At 72.3% G+C, this 20950-nt stretch carries 17 protein-coding genes; 7 read left to right on the top strand and 10 right to left on the bottom strand.

The annotated features are described in order from the left end of the window. Window positions 1–90: 90 nt before the first annotated feature. Window positions 91–588, bottom strand: a complete 498-nt coding sequence (locus tag ACZ6CZ_RS27540; protein WP_469026298.1) for an LURP-one-related/scramblase family protein — start codon at window positions 586–588, stop codon at window positions 91–93. Window positions 589–675: 87 nt separating this feature from the next. Between ACZ6CZ_RS27540 and ACZ6CZ_RS27535 the strand changes: the two genes are divergently transcribed. Beyond that, window positions 676–2610: an NHL domain-containing thioredoxin family protein gene (locus ACZ6CZ_RS27535; protein WP_469026296.1), complete on the top strand. Its 1935-nt coding sequence runs from the start codon at window positions 676–678 to the stop codon at window positions 2608–2610. Here the strand turns inward: ACZ6CZ_RS27535 and ACZ6CZ_RS27530 are convergent. The 3 genes from ACZ6CZ_RS27530 to ACZ6CZ_RS27520 form a co-directional block, all read right to left on the bottom strand. Further along, the gene (locus ACZ6CZ_RS27530) at window positions 2598–2849 is read right to left on the bottom strand and encodes a DUF6458 family protein (RefSeq protein ID WP_469026293.1); all 252 of its coding nucleotides are present in this window, start codon (window positions 2847–2849) and stop codon (window positions 2598–2600) included. The two genes, ACZ6CZ_RS27535 and ACZ6CZ_RS27530, sit on opposite strands and share 13 nt — an antisense overlap. A gap of 155 nt (window positions 2850–3004) precedes the next feature. Continuing rightward, on the bottom strand, window positions 3005–4300 hold the full coding sequence (locus ACZ6CZ_RS27525; protein ID WP_469026291.1) for a M18 family aminopeptidase: 1296 nt from the start codon (window positions 4298–4300) through the stop codon (window positions 3005–3007). A 107-nt stretch (window positions 4301–4407) separates the two neighbouring features. Beyond that, complete coding sequence (locus tag ACZ6CZ_RS27520; RefSeq protein WP_469026288.1) at window positions 4408–6234, bottom strand: acyl-CoA dehydrogenase; 1827 nt, start codon at window positions 6232–6234, stop codon at window positions 4408–4410. 154 nt (window positions 6235–6388) lie between these two features. Between ACZ6CZ_RS27520 and ACZ6CZ_RS27515 the strand changes: the two genes are divergently transcribed. Both ACZ6CZ_RS27515 and ACZ6CZ_RS27510 read left to right on the top strand, forming a co-directional pair. Further along, window positions 6389–6865, top strand: coding sequence for an SseB family protein (locus ACZ6CZ_RS27515; RefSeq protein ID WP_469026286.1), 477 nt, complete (start codon window positions 6389–6391; stop codon window positions 6863–6865). 186 nt (window positions 6866–7051) lie between these two features. Further along, the gene (locus ACZ6CZ_RS27510; protein ID WP_469026283.1) at window positions 7052–8026 is read left to right on the top strand and encodes a pirin family protein; all 975 of its coding nucleotides are present in this window, start codon (window positions 7052–7054) and stop codon (window positions 8024–8026) included. A 121-nt stretch (window positions 8027–8147) separates the two neighbouring features. Here the strand turns inward: ACZ6CZ_RS27510 and ACZ6CZ_RS27505 are convergent, their stop codons facing one another. After that, complete coding sequence (locus ACZ6CZ_RS27505) at window positions 8148–10322, bottom strand: ATP-binding SpoIIE family protein phosphatase (protein ID WP_469026280.1); 2175 nt, start codon at window positions 10320–10322, stop codon at window positions 8148–8150. Window positions 10323–10487: 165 nt separating this feature from the next. Between ACZ6CZ_RS27505 and aspS the strand changes: the two genes are divergently transcribed. Next, window positions 10488–12251, top strand: coding sequence for an aspartate--tRNA ligase (aspS, locus tag ACZ6CZ_RS27500; protein ID WP_469026277.1), 1764 nt, complete (start codon window positions 10488–10490; stop codon window positions 12249–12251). A gap of 266 nt (window positions 12252–12517) precedes the next feature. Here the strand turns inward: aspS and ACZ6CZ_RS27495 are convergent, their stop codons facing one another. After that, window positions 12518–12949 carry an ATP-binding protein gene (locus ACZ6CZ_RS27495; RefSeq protein WP_469026275.1) on the bottom strand — a complete coding sequence of 144 codons (432 nt, stop codon included), beginning with the start codon at window positions 12947–12949 and terminating at the stop codon, window positions 12518–12520. A 151-nt stretch (window positions 12950–13100) separates the two neighbouring features. Between ACZ6CZ_RS27495 and ACZ6CZ_RS27490 the strand changes: the two genes are divergently transcribed. Together ACZ6CZ_RS27490 and ACZ6CZ_RS27485 are read left to right on the top strand one after the other, a co-directional pair. Beyond that, on the top strand, window positions 13101–13976 hold the full coding sequence (locus ACZ6CZ_RS27490; protein ID WP_469026272.1) for a helix-turn-helix domain-containing protein: 876 nt from the start codon (window positions 13101–13103) through the stop codon (window positions 13974–13976). Then, entirely contained in the window at window positions 13973–14179 is a 207-nt protein-coding gene (locus ACZ6CZ_RS27485) for a DUF397 domain-containing protein (RefSeq protein WP_469026270.1), read from the top strand. Before ACZ6CZ_RS27490 ends, ACZ6CZ_RS27485 begins: the two co-directional genes overlap by 4 nt. Before the next feature lie 57 nt (window positions 14180–14236). Here the strand turns inward: ACZ6CZ_RS27485 and metG are convergent, their stop codons facing one another. The 3 genes from metG to ACZ6CZ_RS27470 form a co-directional block, all read right to left on the bottom strand. Then, window positions 14237–15853: a methionine--tRNA ligase gene (gene metG / locus ACZ6CZ_RS27480; protein WP_469026268.1), complete on the bottom strand. Its 1617-nt coding sequence runs from the start codon at window positions 15851–15853 to the stop codon at window positions 14237–14239. Window positions 15854–15948: 95 nt separating this feature from the next. Further along, window positions 15949–17697, bottom strand: coding sequence for a VWA domain-containing protein (locus tag ACZ6CZ_RS27475; protein ID WP_469026265.1), 1749 nt, complete (start codon window positions 17695–17697; stop codon window positions 15949–15951). A gap of 102 nt (window positions 17698–17799) precedes the next feature. Further along, window positions 17800–18645: an alpha/beta fold hydrolase gene (locus tag ACZ6CZ_RS27470; RefSeq protein ID WP_469026263.1), complete on the bottom strand. Its 846-nt coding sequence runs from the start codon at window positions 18643–18645 to the stop codon at window positions 17800–17802. A gap of 85 nt (window positions 18646–18730) precedes the next feature. Between ACZ6CZ_RS27470 and ACZ6CZ_RS27465 the strand changes: the two genes are divergently transcribed. Further along, window positions 18731–20089: an aminotransferase-like domain-containing protein gene (locus tag ACZ6CZ_RS27465; RefSeq protein ID WP_469026260.1), complete on the top strand. Its 1359-nt coding sequence runs from the start codon at window positions 18731–18733 to the stop codon at window positions 20087–20089. On the opposite strand, the gene ACZ6CZ_RS27460 is transcribed toward ACZ6CZ_RS27465, so the two are convergent. After that, window positions 19974–20930, bottom strand: a complete 957-nt coding sequence (locus ACZ6CZ_RS27460) for a hypothetical protein (RefSeq protein WP_469026258.1) — start codon at window positions 20928–20930, stop codon at window positions 19974–19976. The genes ACZ6CZ_RS27465 and ACZ6CZ_RS27460 overlap by 116 nt on opposite strands. Between the last annotated feature and the right edge of the window lie 20 nt (window positions 20931–20950).

The following is a 20950-nucleotide window of genomic DNA, read 5'->3' as shown; positions in this document are numbered from 1 at the left end:
CGGTCCGGGAGCAACGGCTCGATCCGCGTCCATTGCGCATCAGTCAACGGCACACCCGGACCAACGACCGACTGATCCAAACGAAACTGCCTAGTCCCCGTCCTCCCGCTCCTTCTCCGCCAGGTGGATCACGCACACGGTCACCGCGATCAGCAGCGCCGGGTCCGCGTCGTCCCGGACCACGTCCACGCCGTAGGTGTCCCGCAGGTGCAGCCAGCGGCGGGAGATCACCGCGAGCAGCTCACCGTCGTACTCGACGGCGAACTCGCGGTCCATGATCTTGCCGCTGACGTCCAGTTCCGTGCCGTCCACCAGGGAGACCCGGAAGTGGTGGCGCAGCAGGGACAGCCGCTTGCGCCTGATGGTGGCGAGGGGCTCGCCGTCCCGCTCGATCACCATCGTGTCGCGCAGCGCGAACATCTTCTGGTGGATGTCGATCAGGACCCGGCCGCGGGTGTCCTTCAGCTCGAAGGTGTCCCGCACCCGCATGGCCTTGCCGTCGATCAGGAACACCTTGTCGCCGTGCTCGTTCTCGATCCAGTAGTCGTCACCGAAGCCGAGGAGCCGGTCGCGCACGAGGAATCTCATGCCTGACGGATTCCCCGGACCCCGCCCCGGGACGCGGCCGGTAAGCCGATGGGATGACCCCCTCGGGCCGGGTGGCACCCTTGAGCCATGAGCGCGACGCCCCCGGCCCCCCGCCCCCGCCGCGCCCGTGTCCGCGCCCCCGGGCTGACCGGCCGGGGCGGCTGGCTGAACACGGGCGGCCGGGACATGCGGCTCGCCGACTTCCGGGGCCGCGTCCTGATCCTGGACTTCTGGACGTTCTGCTGCGTCAACTGCCTGCACGTCCTGGACGAGTTGCGGGAGCTGGAGGCGAAGCACCGGGACACCGTGGTGATCGTCGGGGTGCACTCGCCGAAGTTCCCGCACGAGGCCGAGCACCGGGCGGTCGCCGACGCCGTGGAGCGGTACGAGGTCACGCATCCGGTGCTGGACGATCCGGACCTGGCGACCTGGACGCAGTACGCGGTGCACGCGTGGCCCACGCTCGTCGTCGTCGACCCGGAGGGGTACGTCGTCGCCCAGTACAGCGGCGAGGGGCACGCCGCGGCCATCGAGCGGCTGGTCGGGGAGCTGGTGGCCGAACACGGGGCGAAGGGCACCCTGCGCCGGGGCGACGGCCCGTACGTGCCGCCGGAGCCGGAGGCGACGACGCTGCGCTTCCCCGGCAAGGCGCTGCTGCTGCCCTCGGGCACCTTCCTGGTCAGCGACACCGCCCACCACCGGCTGGTGGAGCTGGCCGAGGACGCCGAGACCGTGCTGCGGCGGATCGGGTCGGGTGAGCGGGGCCTGCGGGACGGGGGCCCCGGCGAGGCCCGGTTCAACGAGCCGCAGGGGCTGGCGCTCCTCGGGGACGGCTCGGTGGTCGTCGCGGACACCGTCAACCACGCCCTGCGCCGCCTGGACCCGGCGACCGGCGAGGTGACCACGGTGGCGGGCACGGGCCGGCAGCGGCGGCGGGGGTCGCCGTCCGGCGGTCCGGCCCGCGGGACCGGCCTCTCCTCGCCCTGGGACGTCGCGGTCCTCGGCGGCCGGGTGTGGATCGCCATGGCGGGCGTGCACCAGCTGTGGGTGTACGACCCGGCGCGGGACACCGTCGCGGTGGCGGCCGGGACCGCCGACGAGGGGCTGGTGGACGGCCCGGCCGGTGCGGCCCTGTTCGCCCAGCCCTCCGGCCTGGCGGCCACCGCCGACGGGCTGTGGCTGGCCGACGCCGAGGCGTCGGCGCTGCGCCGGGTGGACCCGGACGGCGGCGTCCGCACGGTCGTCGGCACCGGCCTGTTCGCCTTCGGCCACCGGGACGGCCCGGCCGGTCAGGCCCTGCTCCAGCATCCGCTGGGCGTCACCGCCCTGCCCGACGGCTCGGTGGCCGTCTGCGACACCTACAACCACGCCCTGCGCCGCTACGACCCGGCGACCGGTGAGGTGACCACGCTCGCCACGGACCTGCGGGAGCCCAGCGGCGCCGTCCTGGCGGGCGGGGACATCGTGGTGGTGGAGTCGGCCCGCCACCGGCTGACCCGGCTGCGGCTGCCGCCGCAGACGGTACGGGCCGAGCGGCCGGACACCCACCGCGCGGGGCGGGCGGTGACGGAGGTCGGGCCAGGAGCGCTGCTGCTGGAGGTCGCCCTGCGGGTCCCGGCGGGGCAGCGGCCGGACACCCGGTACGGGCCCGCGGCCCGTCTGCTGGTCTCCTCGGCCCCGCCCGGGCTGCTGCGCGCGGGCGCTGGAGCGGGCACCGCCCTCAGCCGGGAGCTGGTGCTCGACCCGGCCGTGCGCGAGGGCGTGCTGCACGTGTCGGCGACGGTCGCCGCCTGCGCCGGCGATCCCGCCGACGAGCACCCCGCCTGCCAGGTGCACCGGCGGGAGTGGGAGGTCGCGCTCCGCCAGGTGGACGGCGGCGCGAACCGGCTGCCGCTGGTCCTCGACGGGACGGACGGGCAGGAGCCGGAGCGGGCCCGCGTGCCGGGCCCGTGGGGAGGGGACGACCGGTCCCCGGGCTCACCGCCTGCGGTCAGCCCGCGGGACGGTCGTCACACGCCGTAGCCGTTGCTGTAGCCGTCACCGTGGTGGCGCTCCTCCTCGACGACGGTGGTCGTCGTCGCGGGCGGCACCATGACCCGCCTGCGCCGGGCGATGCTGCTGAACGTCGCGATGCCGATCAGGCCCACGGCCATCAGGATGACCCCGACGAGGTCGAGGTTGACCCCTTGCAGGTCCCAGTCGGTCGCGAACGTGAGGATGGCCCCCACGGCTATCAGGATGATGCATCCGCCGAGCCCCATGAGACGTCGCCTCCCCTTCCGGGTCCGGTCGTCCGGTCCTTCCGGACGTCCTGTCTCCCGGTCAACTCCGGGTACCCGGCGGCCCGCTGAACATGCGGAGGGCGGGCCTCACGCCGCGTCGGGGCGCCTGCCCCGGCGGCGCGGGGCCGGGGCGCTCAGGCCTCCAGGAAGGCCACCAGCGCGTTCGCCAGCAGGAACGGGTCGTCGGCGCCGCACAGTTCGCGCGCGCTGTGCATCGACAGGATGGCGACGCCGATGTCCACGGTCCGGATGCCGTGCCGGGCGGCCGTGATGGGGCCGATCGTCGTGCCGCAGGGCATGGAGTTGTTGGAGACGAAGGACTGGAAGGGCACGCCGGCCCGCTCGCAGGCGGCGGCGAACACCGCGCGGCCCGAACCGTCGGTGGCGTAGCGGTTGTTGACGTTCACCTTCAGGATGGGGCCGCCGTTGACCCGGGGGTGGTGGGTCGGGTCGTGCCGCTCGGCGTAGTTGGGGTGCACGGCGTGACCGGTGTCGGAGGACAGGCAGACGGTGCCGGCCAGGGCGCGGGCCCGGTCCTCGAGGGAGCCGCCGCGGGCGAACACCGAGCGCTCCAGGACGGTGCCCAGCAGCGGGCCGTCCGCGCCGGTGTCCGACTGCGAGCCGTTCTCCTCGTGGTCGAAGGCGGCCAGCACCGGGATGTACGGCGGCTCGGCGTCCGCGCCGGCCACCGCGGCCAGGGCGGCGGCCGCGGCGTGCACCGACAGCAGGTTGTCCATGCGGGGGCCGGCCACCAGCTCGCGGTCCCGGCCCAGGTAGGCGGGTTGCTCCACGGGGTGGACCATCAGGTCCCAGCCGGTCACCTCGCCGGCCGGCAGCCCGGTCTCCGCCTCCAGGAAGGCGATCAGCTCACCGTCGTCCGCCTGGCCGAGGCCCCACACCGGCTGGAGGTGCCGCTGCTTGTCGAGCTTGAGCCCGTCGGAGGACACCGCCCGGTCGAGGTGGATGGCCAGCTGGGGCACGCGCAGCAGGGGACGGTCGACGTTCACCAGGCGGCTGGAGCCGTCCCGCAGGGTCAGCCGCCCGGCCAGGCCCAGGTCCCGGTCCAGCCAGGAGTTGAGCAGCGGCCCGCCGTAGATCTCCACGGCGACCTGCCGCCAGCCGTGCGCGCCGCTGTCCGGCAGCGGCTTGACGCGCAGGTTCGGCGAGTCGGTGTGGGCGCCGACGATCCGGAACGGGGTGTGGGCCTCGGCGCCCTCGGGGACGTACCAGGCCACGATCGCGCCGCCGCGCAGCACGTACCGGCCGCCGCTCGTGCCGTCCCAGGCGTCCGTCTCCGCGACCTGCCGGAAACCGGCCTTGTCCAGCCGCTCGGCGGTGTTCGCCACGGCATGGTAGGGGGACGGGCTCGCCGCCAGGAAGGACATGAGGTCGTCGGTGTGGCCGCGGTCGAAGCGGGCTGCTGCGCTCATGCCGTTCACCTTAACCAGGACCCGGGTACGGCCGTGGGCCCGCTTCCCTCACGGAAGCGGGCCCACGGCCGTACGGGCGGCGTCCGGCCGGACGCCGCCCCAGGGGATCAGAACGCGGACTCGTCCAGCTCCATCAGGTCCAGGTCGACGTCGGAGGCCACCTTGCGGGCCAGCGTGACGCCGGGCAGGACGTTGGCGGCGAAGAACTTCGCCGCGGCGATCTTGCCCCGGTAGAACGCCGTGTCCTTGCTGGAGGCCGTCTCCAGCTTCTCGATGGCGACCGCGGCACCCTTCAGCAGCAGGTAGCCGACGATGACGTCACCGGAGGCGAGCAGCAGGCGGGTGGTGTTCAGGCCCACCTTGTAGATGTTCTTGACGTCCTGCTCGGTGGCGGCGAGGTCGGTCAGCATCAGGCCGACGATCGCCTCCAGTTCCACGGCCGCCTTCGCCAGGTGCTCGCGGGCCCCGGACAGCTCCTCGCCGCCGGTGCCGAGCGCCAGGAACTTCTTGATGTCCTCGGCGAGGGAGTTGAGCGCCGCGCCCTGGTTGCGGACGATCTTCCGGAAGAAGAAGTCCTGGCCCTGGATCGCCGTCGTGCCCTCGTAGAGGGTGTCGATCTTGGCGTCCCGGATGTACTGCTCGATCGGGTACTCCTGCAGGAAGCCGGAGCCGCCGAAGGTCTGGAGCGACTGGGCGAGCTGCTCGTAGCCCTTCTCGGAGCCGTAGCCCTTGACGATGGGCAGGAGCAGGTCGTTGAGGGCGTGCTCGGCGGAGGCGTCCTCGTCGGCGGCCTCCTTGACGGCTATCGCGTCCTGGACGGAGGCCGTGTAGAGGACGAGGGCGCGCATGCCCTCCGCGTACGCCTTCTGCGTGATCAGCGAGCGGCGCACGTCGGGGTGGTGGGTGATGGTGACCTTCGGCGCGGTCTTGTCCATGAAGTTCGCCAGGTCGGGACCCTGGACGCGCTCCTTGGCGTACTCCAGCGCGTTGAGGTAGCCGGTGGAGAGGGTGGAGATCGCCTTCGTGCCGACCATCATGCGGGCGAACTCGATGATGCGGAACATCTGGCGGATGCCGTCGTGCCGGTCGCCGATCAGCCAGCCCTTGGCGGGGTGGCGGTCGCCGAAGGTCATCTCGCAGGTGTTGGAGGCCTTCAGGCCCATCTTGTGCTCGACGTTGGTGGCGTAGACGCCGTTGCGCTCGCCCAGCTCACCGGTCTCGAAGTCGAACAGGTACTTCGGCACGAGGAAGAGGGACAGGCCCTTGGTGCCCGGTCCCGCGCCCTCGGGGCGGGCGAGGACGTAGTGGAGGATGTTCTCCGTCATGTCGTGCTCACCCGAGGTGATGAACCGCTTCACACCCTCGATGTGCCAGGAGCCGTCCTCCTGCTGGACCGCCTTGGTGCGGCCGGCGCCGACGTCCGAACCGGCGTCCGGCTCGGTGAGCACCATCGTCGAGCCCCACTGCTTCTCGACGGCGATCTGCGCGATCTGCTTCTGGGTGTCGTTGCCCTCGTCGTAGAGGATGCCGGCGAACGCGGGGCCGGAGGAGTACATCCACACGGCCGGGTTCGCGCCCAGGATCAGCTCGGCGTAGGCCCAGATCAGCGAGGGCGGAGCCGTCGTGCCGCCGATCGCCTCCGGCAGGCCCAGGCGCCAGTACTCGGAGTCCATGAAGGCCTTGAAGCTCTTCTTGAAGGAGGCCGGGACCGGCGCGGTGTTCGTCTCGGGGTCGAAGACCGGCGGGTTGCGGTCGGCGTCGGCGAAGGACTCGGCCAGCTCGTTCTCGGCGAGGCGGGTCAGCTCGTCCAGGACGCTCTTGGCGGTGTCGGTGTCCATCTCGGCGAACGGGCCGGTGCCGTACAGCTTGTCGCGCCCGAGCACTTCGAAGAGGTTGAACTCGATGTCGCGGAGGTTCGGCTTGTAGTGCCCCATGTGACGGCTCCGTATCGGACTCGGCGAGGCACTGGATCCTCGCATCTGGTTCAGCATCTGGTTCGCGTACCAACAAGTGGTTCCGATGATGCTACCCGTCGGTAATAAGAAGCAACCCCGGGCCGGTCATCTGTGACTGAGTACTCTTTCCGGCATGTACGGCTACGACCAGCCCATGAACGGGGGCGCTGCGCAGCAGCAGTACGGCGCCCCGCCGCAGCAGCCGATGTCCGGCGGCTACGGCCAGCAGCCGCCGCTGTACCCGGAGCCGTCCCCGCCCTCGCTCGCGGACGCGGTGCGCGCCTTCACCACGGGCCAGCTGTCCGCCGAGGACTTCCAGCAGGTCTTCGCCACCTCGAAGGTGTACTGCCCGCGCGGCGACAACCCCGGTTTCCTCGCGCTGCACAACACCCAGCAGCCGGTGATCCCGATGTTCACCTCCCTCAAGGAGCTGCGCCGGTACGCGGGCAAGGAGTCGAAGTACTTCGTCATCACCGGCGCCGAGGTGATCGACCTGCTGCCGACCGGCTACGGCTTCGTCCTGGACATGGAGGGTGAGCACCGGATGGTCTTCGATGCGAAGGCGGTCGAGCAGATGGTGGAGTTCGCGATGCGCAGGATGTACGGCTAGACGCCGTTGCCTCGCGGACGGCTGGACGCCGTTGCCCCGCAGACGGCTGAACCTGAGACCGCCCCGGTCGACCCCGGCCGGCGCCGGTGCCGTGAGCCCGGAGGGAATTCCCTCCGGGCTTTCTCTGTTCCGGCTGGCAGAAAGTTCAACGCTCAACTAAAGTGGGCGTACCAAGGAGGTACCGAGATGCCTGCAGTGACCGTCGAGAACCCGTTGACGCTGCCCCGTGTGACCGCATCCGCCGACGCCGTGGCACGCCCCGTGCTCGCCGTCACGACCGCTCCGGGCGGTTTCGAGGGTGAGGGCTTCCCGGTGCGCCGGGCGTTCGCCGGGATCAACTACCGCTACCTCGACCCGTTCATCATGATGGACCAGATGGGTGAGGTGGAGTACGCGCCGGGCGAGCCCAAGGGCACCCCCTGGCACCCGCACCGCGGCTTCGAGACCGTCACCTACATCATCGACGGCGTCTTCGACCACCAGGACTCCAACGGCGGTGGCGGCACCATCACCAACGGCGACACCCAGTGGATGACCGCCGGCTCGGGCCTGCTGCACATCGAGGCCCCGCCGGAGTCCCTGGTGATGTCCGGCGGCCTCTTCCACGGCCTCCAGCTGTGGGTGAACCTCCCGGCCCGGGACAAGATGATGGCGCCGCGCTACCAGGACATCCGCGGCGGCAGCGTCCAGCTGCTCACCTCCCCCGACGGCGGCGCGCTGCTGCGCGTCATCGCCGGCGAGCTGGACGGGCACGCCGGACCCGGCATCACGCACACCCCGATCACGATGGTCCACGCGACCCTCGCCCCGGGCGCCGAGATCACCCTGCCCTGGCGCGAGGACTTCAACGGGCTGGCGTACGTGCTGGCGGGCAAGGGCTCGGTCGGTCCCGACCGCCGTCCGGTCCACCTCGGCCAGACCGCGGTCTTCGGGGCCGGCGGTTCGCTCACCGTCCGCGCGGACGAGCGGCAGGACTCCCACACCCCGGACCTGGAGGTCGTCCTCCTCGGCGGACAGCCGATCCGTGAGCCCATGGCCCACTACGGCCCGTTCGTCATGAACACCAAGGACGAACTCATGCAGGCCTTCGAGGACTTCCAGAAGGGCCGTCTGGGCACCGTCCCCGCGGTGCACGGCATGTCCGCCGCCGGCCCCGCGTAGGCCCGCGCCCGGTCCCCGGCGGGCCGGAACAGACGAAGGAGCCCCGTCCGCCGTAGCGGACGGGGCTCCTCGCTGTCCGGGATGCGGGCGGGGATCGTCGCCGCGCCACCCGCCGGCGGGGTCATCGCGGCGGGCCGGCCGCCGGTCCGGCCGGTCCGCCGTGGCCGTCGGACTCGTAGAGGTCGAACCAGATGCTCTTGCCCTGGCCGCGCGGGTCCACCCCCCACGCGTCGGCGAGCAGCTCGATCAGCATCAGACCGCGCCCGGAGGAGGCCAGCTCCCCCGGGCGCCGCTTGTGCGGCAGGTCGTCGCCCGTGTCGGTGACCTCCACCCGCAGCCGCCGCCCGCCCGGCTCCCCGGCCACCTCGGCGAGCAGCAGCGCGTCGGCGTCGGTGTGCACGAGCACGTTGGTCAGCATCTCGGAGACCAGCAGGACCGCCGAGTCGACCTGTTCACCGGACGCCCAGTCGTGCAGCAGCTCGCGCAGCTGCTGGCGTCCCTCCGCGATCCGCTCGGGCTCGTCCTGGCCCACCGACAGCAGCGTGCGGCGCACCGTCGGCCACGTCTGCGGTGTGCCGGCGCGGCCGCGGTCCGCCCCGCCCCGGCACAGCAGCAGCAGCGCGATGTCGTCCTCGCGCCGGTCGGCCAGCGGACCGGTGGTGTGGTGCGACGACGGCCCGTGCACCCCCTGCACCAGGGAGTCGGCGAGCCGCTCCAGGGCGCCGTGGTCCGCCTCGCCGGCCGCCGGGTCGTAACTCTCCAGGATGGCGCGCAGCCGCCGCCAGCCGCTGTCCCAGTCGTGGCCGCCGGTCTCGATCAGCCCGTCGGTGCAGATCAGCATGGTTTCGCCGGGCTCCAGCGCGAACCGGGTCGTCGGGTAGTCGGCGTCCGGGTCGATGCCGAGGGGCAGCCCGCCCGCGGTCGGCCGCATCAGCACCGTGCCGTCCGCCATCCGGATCGCCGGTTCCGGGTGCCCGGCGCGGGCGATCTCCAGCATCCCCGTCGCCGGGTCGGCCGCCACGTACAGGCAGGTCGCGAAGCGCAGGTCGGCCAGCTCGTCGTCGTGGGTGATGCCGTGCAGGAAGCGGGAGGCGCGGGAGAGGACGGCGTCCGGGCGGTGGCCCTCGGAGGCGTAGGCGCGCAGCGCGATCCGCAGCTGGCCCATGAGCCCCGCGGCCCGTACGTCGTGGCCCTGGACGTCCCCGATGGCCAGCGCGAAGCGGCCGGCGGGCAGCGGGATCATGTCGTACCAGTCGCCGCCCACCTGGAGGCCGCCGCCGGTCGGGATGTAGCGCGCGGCCACGCTCATCCCGGGCACCTCGGGGCCGAGGGAGGGCAGCATGGACCGCTGGAGCCCCTCGGTCAGCTCCCGCTCCGACTCGGCCAGCCCGGCCCGGGACAGCGCCTGCGCCAGCATCCGGGCGACCGTCGTCAGCACGGACCGCTCGTCGGGCGTGAAGGCCACCGGGTAGGTGAAGGCCGCCATCCAGGCGCCGATGGTGCGTCCGCCCACCGTCAGCGGCAGGAACGCCCAGGAGCGGCGGCCGGAGTGCCGGCTGAGCGGCCAGGCCGCCGGATAGCGGGACCGGTACTCCTCGGACGAGCGCAGATAGACGGCCCGGCCGGTGCGGACGACCTCGGCGGCCGGGTAGTCGCTGCCGACGGACACGCGGGAGAAGGGCCCGTCGTCGCCCGGCTGGTGCCCGTGGTGGCCGATGGTCGTCAGCCGGTCGCCCTCCAGGCCGAACACCGCGAGCCCGTCCGGCGAGAAGCCCGGCATCGACAGCCCGCCCGCCACACGCAGCACCTCGGCCGTGGACCGCGCCTCGGCCAGCGCCCGGCCCGCGTCCAGCAGGAACGCCTCCCGGGAGCGCCGCCAGTCGCCGGTGACCGCGCGGCGGCCCGCCGGGGTGCCGGGCGCCGGTTCGGTGACCTCCTGGAGGGTGCCGATCAGCTCGTACGACCGCCGGGCCAGGTCGAAGGACGGCTTGGAGCGGCTGCGGACGACCCGCACGATCCGCCCCAGCTCGTCCATGATGCGGATGCGCACCTCGGCGAGCGTGTCCTCGGCGACCGCGAGCTGGATGACCCCGGTGATCTCGTTCCAGTCGACGGGGTGCATCCGGGCGCGGGCCTGGGCCTCGGTGAGGGTCGCCGGCTCGGCGGGGAGCCCGAGCAGCCGCGCCGCCTCCGCATCCACCGTGACCAGCCCGGTGGCGGTGTCCCAGTGCCACAGCCCGGTCGCGAGTGCGGTGAGGACGTCCCCGACGGAGGGCAGGGACTCGCCGGTGTGCATTGCCCCACTTTAAGAAGAGGGGATCGGTACGTGCCACCGTTGGCATGCGACACGGGAGCCGCCGGGCGGGCCCTATTGAGGAGAGCCGATCTTGGGGTGCCCGGTAGGCTTGGGGGAGTTTCACGTGAAACAACGCCCCGATCCGCGAAGACTGGATGAACGACGATGCATCGGTACAGGTCCCACACCTGCGGCGAGCTCCGCGCCTCTGACGTCGGCACCGACGTCCGGCTGAGCGGCTGGCTGCACAATCGGCGCGACCTGGGCGGCATCCTCTTCATCGATCTGCGCGACCACTACGGCATCACGCAGCTGGTCGCCCGCCCCGGTACGCCGGCGTACGAGGCCCTGGACAAGCTCTCCAAGGAGTCCACGGTCCGCGTCGACGGCAAGGCGGTCTCCCGCGGCGCCGAGAACATCAACACCGATCTGCCCACCGGTGAGATCGAGGTCGAGGTCGCCGAGGTCGAGCTGCTGGGTGCCGCGGCCCCGCTGCCCTTCACGATCAACACCGAGGACGGGGTCAACGAGGAGCGGCGCCTGGAGTACCGCTTCCTGGACCTGCGCCGCGAGCGCATGCACCGCAACATCATGCTGCGCACGGCCGTGATCTCCGCGATCCGCCACAAGATGGTCGCGCTCGGCTTCAACGAGATGGCGACGCCGATCCTGACCGCCACCTCCCCAGAGGGCGCCCGCGACTTCGTCGTCCCCTCCCGGCTGCACGCGGGCCGCTTCTACGCGCTGCCGCAGGCCCCGCAGCAGTTCAAGCAGCTGCTGATGATCTCCGGCTTCGACCGCTACTTCCAGATCGCGCCCTGTTTCCGCGACGAGGACGCGCGCGCGGACCGCTCGCCGGGCGAGTTCTACCAGCTCGACGTCGAGATGAGCTTCGTCGAGCAGGAGGACGTCTTCCGTCCCATCGAGCAGCTGATGACGGAACTCTTCGAGGAGTTCGGCGGCGGGCGGCACGTCACCTCGCCCTTCCCGCGCATCCCGTTCCGCGAGTCGATGCTCAAGTACGGCTCCGACAAGCCGGACCTGCGCGCCAAGCTCGAACTGGTCGACATCACCGACATCTTCGAGGGCTCGGAGTTCAAGGCCTTCGCGGGCAAGCACGTGCGCGCCCTGCCGGTGCCGGACGTCTCCGGCCAGCCCCGCAAGTTCTTCGACCAGCTCGGCGACTACGCGGTCTCGCAGGGCGCGAAGGGCCTGGCCTGGGTCCGGGTCGGCGAGGACGGTTCGCTCAGCGGCCCCATCGCCAAGTTCCTCACCGAGGACAACGTCGCGGAGCTGACCAAGCGGCTGTCGCTGGCCGCCGGCCACGCGGTCTTCTTCGGCGCGGGCGAGTTCGACGAGGTCTCGAAGATCATGGGCGCGGTGCGGGTCGAGGCCGCCAAGCGTGCCGGGCACTTCGAGGAGAACGTGTTCCGCTTCTGCTGGATCGTCGACTTCCCGATGTTCGAGAGGGACGAGGAGACCGGCCGGATCGACTTCTCCCACAACCCGTTCTCGATGCCCCAGGGCGGCATGGACGCCCTGGAGAACCAGGACCCGCTAGACATCCTGGCCTGGCAGTACGACATCGTCTGCAACGGCGTCGAGCTGTCCTCGGGCGCCATCCGGAACCACGAGCCGGACATCATGCTCAAGGCCTTCGAGATCGCCGGGTACGACCGGGAGACCACCGAGCGCGAGTTCGCCGGCATGCTGCGCGCGCTGCGCTTCGGCGCCCCGCCGCACGGTGGCATCGCGCCCGGCGTCGACCGCATCGTCATGCTCCTCGCGGACGAGCCCAACATCCGCGAGACGATCGCGTTCCCGCTCAACGGCAACGCCCAGGACCTGATGATGGGCGCCCCCACGGAACTGGACGAGTCGCGCCTGCGCGAACTCCACCTGTCGATCCGCAAGCCGCAGCCCAAGTAGGCGCCTACGCGCGGCGACGACAGCGACCCCGCACCACCCTCGGCCCCCTGCGGCATCCGGACCACCGGCCCGGACGCCACGGGGGGCCGACGCGTACCCTCCCCCGACCTGCCCAGCGCCTGCCACGCCCCGCTATCGACTCAGGCCGCCTGGGCGGTGGAATTGCCGAACAGATACGCGCGGCGGGCCTCCTGGTAACCCTCCTGCGCTCGGTCGGCATCCGTGATCTCCCAACGGGAATGGCTCATGGCGTGACCTCCGGCAGGTCAGGCTGGTGGTAGGTCGACTTCTGCCCATACGGTCTTGCGGGGGACCGGGCCGAGTCGTACGCCCCAGCGGTCGGCCAGGGACTCCACCAGGAGCAGACCCCGTCCGGACTCGGCGTCGGGTGCGGGCCGGTGGTGGCGCGGCAGCTCGTCACCGCGGGTGTCCGTGACCTCGACGCGGAGCACGGCCTCGGTGACCAGGAGGGCCAGGCGGAAGTCGCGTCCCCGCAGCCGGCCGTGCGTGGCGGCGTTCGCGGCGAGTTCGGCGACCACCTGCTCGGTGACCTCGGTGACCCGGTGGGGCAGGCCCCGGCTGCGGGTCCAGTCCGTGGCGAGCAACCGGGCGAGGCGGGCACCTCGGGGCGTGGGCGACAGCAGCACGCTGAAGTGGTCGACGGGCGAGAGAAGGTGGGTGGACTTTTCACTGTTCACCTCACCGAGCGTGGCCGCGCGTGCCTACCGTGAACAGTGACAGCGCTGATACGTAGGGTGACTGTCCGGAGCTTGTCGGTCGCTGTCCGGGCCGTCGGGAACGGGCCCCGCGCACAGCGCTGCGGCACGGCGGTACGACGGAGGGCGCGGTATGTCGGTGGACGGCGAGGCGGTACGGCTGCGGACCGAGGCGGACGAGCCGGGGTGGGAGGTGGACCCGGACGACGAGTGGGGCGTGGCCGTTCTCGCCACGGTGGGACGGCAGTTGAGGCTGCGACGCGAGTCGGTGGGGATGCGGGCCGCCGACTTCGCGGTGGCGGTCGGATACGGGGAGGACCTCGTCTACAAGGTCGAGGGCGGCAAGCGGATCCCCCGCCAGGAGTACCTGGACAAGGCCGACGAGGTGCTGGGCGCGGGCGGACTCCTCGCGGCGGCCTGGGAGGACGTGAAGAAGGTCCGATATCCGAAGAGGGTTCGGGAATTGGGGCAGTTGGAGGCGCAAGCGGTCGAGGTGGCGCTGTACAGCAATCACAACATCCATGGGCTGCTACAGACCGAGGAGCACATGCGGGCACTCTTCGACGCGTGGCTTCCTGCCTACTCGGACGAGGAGACGGAACGCATGGTGGCCGCGCGGCTGGCCCGTCGTTGCGTCTTCGAGCGGTCACCGGCGCCGACTCTGAGCTTCGTGCAGGAAGAGGTGACGCTGCGCCGCCCGGTCGGGGGCAGAATGGTGTGGCGGCGGCAACTCGAACGCCTGCTGGAACTCGGGCAGTTGCGGAACGTCTCGATCCAGGTGATGCCGACTGACTGCGAGGAGCACTTCGGCACCGGCGGATTGATCGAGGTGCTCAAGTTCTCGGACGGCACAGCGGTGGGGCGCTCCGAGGGCGCGTTCAGCAGCCGTCCGGTGTCCGAGCCGAAGCAGCTCAGGATCCTTGAACTGCGCTATGGCATGATCCGGGCGCAGGCTCTCACGCCCCGGGAGTCGCGGGCCCTCATCGAGCAGATGCTTGGAGAGACATGATCAGCACCTCAACCGGTCAGGACAGTTCCGCGCTGGTCTGGTTCAAGAGCAGCTACAGCAGCAGCGGCGACGGCAACGACTGCATCGAGATCGCCAAGGCCCCTGGCGTGGTGCACGTCCGTGATTCCAAGAACATAGGGGGCCCTCAGCTTCTGCTGACGCGCAATGCATGGGCCGACTTCGTCGCGTACACCTCCGGCTGAGTCCCACGGAGAAGAGGCCCGGAGACGCGTCGTCTCCGGGCCTCTGTGTGCGACTGCCTACGCGGTCGGCTTCTCCTCCAGGCGAGGGAAGAGCACCGCGCCCTTCGTCACCGTCGAGCCGGCCGGCAGGCGGCCCCACTCGCCGGCCTGCTGCACGCGCTGGTCGGCGAGGGCGCCCAGACCGGCCTCGGCGCCCAGGGAGTCCCACAGCTTCTGCGAGGTGTCCGGCATGACCGGGTTGAGCAGGACGGCGACCGCGCGCAGGGACTCGGCGGCGGTGTAGAGGATGGTCGCCAGGCGGGCCTTGCCCTCCGGCGAGTCGTCCTTGGCCACCTTCCACGGCTCCTGCTCGGTGATGTAGCCGTTGACCTGCTTGACGAAGTCGAAGACGGCCAGGATGCCGCCCTGGAAGTCCAGCTCCTCGCCGATCTTCCGGTCGGCCGTGGCGACCGCCTTGGCCAGACCGTCCTGGATCGCCTTCTCGGCCTCACCGGCGGCCGTCGCCGCCGGCAGCTCGCCGCCGAAGTACTTGCCGACCATCGCCGCCACGCGGGAGGCGAGGTTGCCGTAGTCGTTGGCCAGCTCGGAGGTGTAGCGGGCGGAGAAGTCCTCCCAGGAGAAGGAGCCGTCCTGGCCGAAGGCGATGGCCCGCAGGAAGTACCAGCGGTACGCGTCCACGCCGAAGTGCGAGGTCAGGTCCTGCGGCTTGATGCCGGTCAGGTTGGACTTGGACATCTTCTCGCCGCCGACCATCAGCCAGCCGTTGGCGGCGATCTTGCCCGGCAGCGGGAGACCCTGGGCCATCAGCATGGCGGGCCAGATCACCGCGTGGAAGCGGAGGATGTCCTTGCCGACCAGGTGGACGTCGGCCGGGAAGGTGGCCTCGAACTTCTCCTGGTTCTCGTTGTAGCCGACCGCCGTGGCGTAGTTCAGCAGCGCGTCGACCCAGACGTAGATCACGTGCTTGGGGTCCCACGGGATCGGGATGCCCCAGTCGAACGTGGACCGGGAGATGGAGAGGTCCTGGAGGCCCTGGCGGACGAAGTTCACGACCTCGTTGCGCGCCGACTCGGGCTGGATGAAGTCCGGGTTGGCCTCGTAGTGGGCGAGGAGCTTGTCGCCGTACTCGCTCAGCTTGAAGAAGTAGTTCTCCTCGCTGAGGATCTCCACCGGCTTCTTGTGGATGGGGCACAGCTTCTGGCCGGCGAAGTCGCCCTCGCCGTCGAGCAGCTCGCCCGGGAGCTTGTACTCCTCGCAGCCCACGCAGTACGGGCCCTCGTAGCCGCCCTTGTAGATCTCGTCCTTGTCGAAGAGATCCTGGACGAACTCCTGGACGCGGTCGGTGTGCCGCTGCTGCGTGGTGCGGATGAAATCGTCGTTGGCGATCTCCAGGTGCTCCCACAGGGGGCGCCACGCCTCGGTGACGAGCTTGTCCGCCCACTCCTGGGGGGTGACCCCGTTGGCCTCGGCCGTGCGCATGATCTTCTGACCGTGCTCGTCCGTGCCGGTGAGGTACCACACCTTCTCGCCGCGCTGACGGTGCCAGCGCGTGAGCACGTCGCCTGCGACGGTCGTGTAGGCGTGGCCCAGGTGAGGAGCGTCGTTGACGTAATAGATGGGGGTGGAGACGTAGTACGCCTTTCCACCCTGCTTCTCGGATCCAGTGGCCGCCATAAGTCGAAATCCTACTGGGCCGCCGAAGATCGGCTCACCCGCGTTTCGGGGGGTGGACGGGGGTGTCCACCCCCCGAAAGGGCGCGGGGCGGGGCTTACGGACGCCAGTTCGCCAGGAGACCCTCGTACAGCTCGGTGTCCGTCAGTTCCAGCGGGGCCGGGCCCGCGTGGAAGAAGGACGTGTTCGGGGTCTTCAGCTTGCGCAGGTAGTCGAAGGCCTTGTTGTCGTGCTCACCGAACGCGACGAAGGCGAAGAACACGGCGGGGTGCTTCTCCGCTGCCTCGGTGAGTGCCTGGGTGGCCGGGGTCTTGGCGTCCGGGGCGCCGTCCGTCTGGAACACCACCAGGGCGGGGGCGGCGGGGTCGGCGGACTTGCGGTGCAGGTCCAGTACGGCTTCGACGGCGGCGTGGTAGCTGGTACGGCCCATGCGGCCGAGGCTCGCGTGCAGGTCGTCGATCTTGGTCTCGTGGTCGGCGAGGGTCAGCTCGGCGGTGCCGTCCACCTCCGTGGAGAAGAGGACGACCGGGACCGTGGTCTCGGGGGCGGGGTCGAGGTGGGTGGCGAGGGCGAGGGTCTGGTCGGCCAGGGCCTGGGCGGAGCCGTCCTTGTAGTACGGGCGCATGGACGCGGAGCGGTCCAGGACGAGGTAGACCTTGGCTCGGGTGTCGGTGAGGTTGTTGGCGCGGAGGGTGTTTTCGGCGGCGGTGGTGGCTGTCGCCAGGCTTTGGGGGGTTTGGGGGGCGAGGTCGGTGGACTCCGGGTGCGCCTCGGCTTCGCCTTCGGCGGGAGTGTTCCCACCCGCACCACCCGTGCGGGTTTCGTCGTCGGGTGCGGGTGGCCCCTGTGGGGCGTCCTCGCCGTCGGCGGCCGACGGTGCGGTGTCCGCGGCCGGCGCCTCGTCCGTCTCGGGGGCCGTCTCGGGCTCTGCCTCAGCGACAGCCTCCGGCTGCGCCTTGGCCTCCGGCGCGACCTCCGCCTCAGCCTCTGCCTCAGCCTCGGCCTCCGGCTCAGCTTCTGCCTCCGGCTGAGCTTCAGCCTCCGGCTCGGTCTCGGGCTCCGCCTCCGGCTCGGCCTCGGCCTCCGGCTCAGCTGTCGGCTCTGCCTCGGCCTCCGGCTCTGCCTCCGGCTGCGGCTCGACCCCCGGCTCGGGCTCCGCCTTAGCGACAGCCTCCGGCTGCGCCTCTGCCTCCGGCGCGACCTCCGCCTCAGCCGCGGCCTCCGGCTCTGCCTCCGGCGCAGGCTGCGCCTCGACTTCAGTTACCGGCTCCGCCTGAGCTTCGGGCTCCGCCTCGGCCTCCGGCTCGGCCTCAGCTGTCGGCTCCGCCTCAGCTTCGGGCTCCGCCTCCGGCTCAGTGTCTGCCGTCGGCTCCGCCTCGGCCTGCGGTGCCGTGACCGCCTCGGCCTCGGGCTCGGGCTCCGGTGTCTCCTCGGTGACCGCGACCGGCTCCTCCGCCTCAGCCGCCGGCTCCGCCGCAGCCGGGGCTTCCGGCTCCGCCGCAGCCGGGGCTTCTGCCTCGGCAACCGGGGTTTCCAACTGAGCCACAGGCTCCGCCACAGCCGGGGCTTCTGCCTCGGCAACCGGGGTTTCCGGCTCCGCCGCAGCCGGGGTTTCGGCCTTGGTGGCAGGGGCCGGGGTCGCCGGGGGCGGGGTGGTGGTTACCTTGTCGAAGGCCGCTGCCACCAGCTCGTGTTCCCCGGCGGAGTCGTCCGCGGGGCGGGGGGCGGGGACCGGTGTCGTGGGCTCGGAGGGCTGCGACGGGCGTCGCTCCGCACCCTCTGCCTCGGCGGTGACGGGTTTGCGTGACCGGCCGAATGCGTTCCGCAGGAGAGTGAGAATGCCCATGTGCGCACCCCTTCGCGTAAGTTGATGCCCGTCGATCCCTGGCCAGGACGGACACGTAAGGTTAGCGGCCTCCCGGGGTGATCTTGGGGCGGGGCGGTGGGCCTACGGGTGGGCGTCCACCCGCGCCAGGAAATGCGCCAGCGCCTCGTTGAACTCCCGCGGCCGCTCCAGGTTGGGCAGGTGGGCGGCGCCCTCGATGATCCGGAGCGTCGCGTCCGGCAGCGCCGCGTGCAGGGTGCGGGCGCCGGAGACGGGGGTGTAGGTGTCGTCCGCGCCGACGACGACCAGCGTGGGCACCGGGGCCGCCGCCAGCAGGGCGCGGTAGTCGGGGCGTTCGGCGCGGCCGCGCAGCGCGGCCGCCGCGCCCTCGGGGGAGGTGGCCGTCATCATGCGGTGGACGTGCGCCTTCACCTCGGCCGGGGCGTACGGGGCGACCATCTTCTCCAGCACCTCGTCGGCGTACCCCCGCATGCCCTCGCGCAGCAGCCGGTCGGCCATGGCGGCCCGTGCGCGCCGGCCGTCGGGGGTCTCCGCCTCGGGGGAGGTGTCGGCCAGCACCAGGCCGCGTATCCGGTGCGGGAACTGCCGGTAGCACTCCATGACGATCTGGCCGCCCATGGACAGCCCGGCCAGCACGCAGCTGTCCACCGCCAGCTCGTCCAGCAGGTCCGCCAGGTCCCGGGCGAACGCGTCGAGCGGGGTGGTGCCCGGCGTCACCGGCGAGGCGCCGTAGCCGCGCAGGTCGGGGGCGATCACCCGGCGCCCGGCGGAGAAGGCGGCCAGCTGGGGCGCCCACATCGTGCGGTCGAAGGGGTGGCCGTGGACCAGCACCAGCGGGACCGGCGAGGGAATCGCGGGGGTGGCGGGAACCTGGGGAGCGGGGTGGACCGAGGGGACCCGGGAGACTGCTTCGGGGCCTTTGTCCTCATATGCGAGGAAGGGGCTCATGAGGACGACTCTAGGGCGGTCAACTCATCGGTGCAATAAGCTCTTTGCCCTCGGTGCAATGCACCGGCCGCGGACGGAGGAACCTGTGGACGACTACCGGCGCATCGCCGACCGCATCGCCGACGACATCACGCGCGGCCGGCTGCGGCCCGGTCAACGGCTGCCCCCGCAGCGGGCGTTCGCCCGGCGGCGCGGGATCGCCCCGTCCACCGCCGGCCGGGTCTACTCCGAACTGGTGCGGCGCGGACTGGTGGTGGGCGAGGTCGGACGCGGGACGTTCGTGCGCGCCACGCCGGCCGGTCAACCGGGCCGGGCCCTCACCGAGGCGACCACCGCCGCGCCGGTGAACCTGGAACTGACCTACCCCGCCGCGCCCGGCCAGTCCGAACTGCTCGCGCCCGCCCTCGCGCCCCTGCTGCGCGCCGACGCGCTGGGCGAGGCGCTGCGCCCGGCCGCCGCCGACGGCACCGCCGCCGCCCGGGAGGCCGCCGCCGAGGTGCTGGCCGCGGGCGGCTGGCGGCCCGACCCGGACACCGTGCTGTTCACCGGCAACGCCCGCCAGGCCATCGCGGCCACCCTCGCCTCACTGGTCCGGCCCGGCGGCCGGGTGGGCGTGGAGCCGCTGACGTATCCGCTGGTCAAGGAGATCGCCGCCCGGCTCGGCATCGTGCTGGTGCCGCTGGAGGCGGACGCGGACGGCCCGCTGCCGCGGGCGCTGGCCGCCGCCCACCGCGGCTCCCCCCTGTCCGCCCTGTACCTCCAGCCGACCCTGCACAATCCGACCGCCCTGACCATGAGCACCGGGCGGCGCGTCCAGCTCGCGGAGGCCGTGCAGCGGCTGGGGGTGCCGGTGGTGGAGGACCGCATCTGGTCCTTCCTGCACCCCGGCGCCGAACCCCCGTTCGCCGCCCTCGCCCCCGGCCTCACCCACGTCGTCGACGGCCTGTCCAAGCGGGTGGCGCCCGGTCTGACCGCCGGCTTCGCCGTCGTACCGCCCGGGCGGACCGCCGCGGTGGCCGCCGCGGTGCGGTCCGGGGGCTGGAGCGCGGGCGGGTTCGCGCTGGAGGCGGCCGTGCGGTGGGTGCGGGACGGGACCGTGGCGCGGCTGGTGGCCGCCAAGCGGCGGGACGCGGGGCGGCGGCAGCGGCTGCTGGCCGAGGAACTGCGCGGCTTCGCCGTACGGTCCGACCCGGCCGCCTACTTCGCCTGGTGGGAGCTGCCCGCGCCGTGGCGGGCCGACACCTTCACCGCGGCGGCCGCGGCGCACGGGATCGCCGTCACCCCGGGCACGGCCTTCGCGGCCGGCCCCGCCCGGACTCCGGACGCGGTCAGACTCGGGCTCGCGTCGGTGCCGGAGCCGGAGCTGACGCGGGCGCTGCGGACGCTCGCCGACGTCGCCCGCGCAGGACGCGCGGGCCGCCCGGACGGCGCCGGCACCGGCTGAGCCGGACGGCCAGGGCGACCGCGAGACCGGTCCCGAACAGCAGCCAGGCAACGGTGCGCAGGGTGGCGGTGAGCGCGTCGTAGACCGCGCCGGCGGCCGGGTGCGGGACGCCGGCGGGCAGGTCGGCGAGGGTCAGCCGGCGGCCCGCGGCGACGGCGAGGCCGAGGACGGCGCCGCCCAGGGCGATGCCGAGGGCGGTCGCGGTGACGGCGCGGCGGCGGCGGACGGCCAGGGCCAGACCGGCGACGGCGAAGACCGCCGCCGCCACCGGGAGCCAGAGACCGGCGACTTCGAGCACGCGGTATCCCTTCCGCAGCTCGGCCAGCCCGCTCGCGGGCAGCACCGCGACGGCGGTGTGCTGGACCGGGATGCGGGCGGCGAGCGGCATGTGGTCGTCGACGAGCTGGGCTCTGACCCGCGCGGCGACGGGGGCGAAGTCGACGGTGACCGGGCCCGGGGGCCCGGTCCGCTCGCCCGGCTCCTCGCGCAGCGCGCGCAGCACGGCGTCGTGGGTGACCCGGTTGCCGGTGTCCCAGGCGAGCCGGAAGGCCCGGGTGCGGGTGAAGGAGCGCACCGCGTCGTGCACGAAGGGCGCCACGCTGCCGCGTACCGGGGCCACGTCCATCCGCAGGTCGACCTCGCGCATGACGCCGTCCCCGAGGGCGGCCGCGACGGCGTCCCGCACGTCGGGGTCGGTGGCGAGGGGCGCCAGCGCGGAGACGTAGCGGCCGGTGTCGGCGAGCCCGTACGCCGCCCAGGCCGCCAGCGCGCCGAACGGCGCGAGGAGGCAGGACAGCGTGAGCAGGGCGGCCGACAGGACGCTCCGGGAGCGGGAGGACACCCCTCAAGGCAACGGCCCCG

Source organism: Streptomyces sp. NPDC041135, assembly GCF_055592085.1.
The sequence above is the reverse complement of the archived record's forward strand: the minus strand, read 5'-3'. Positions and strand labels throughout refer to the sequence as shown.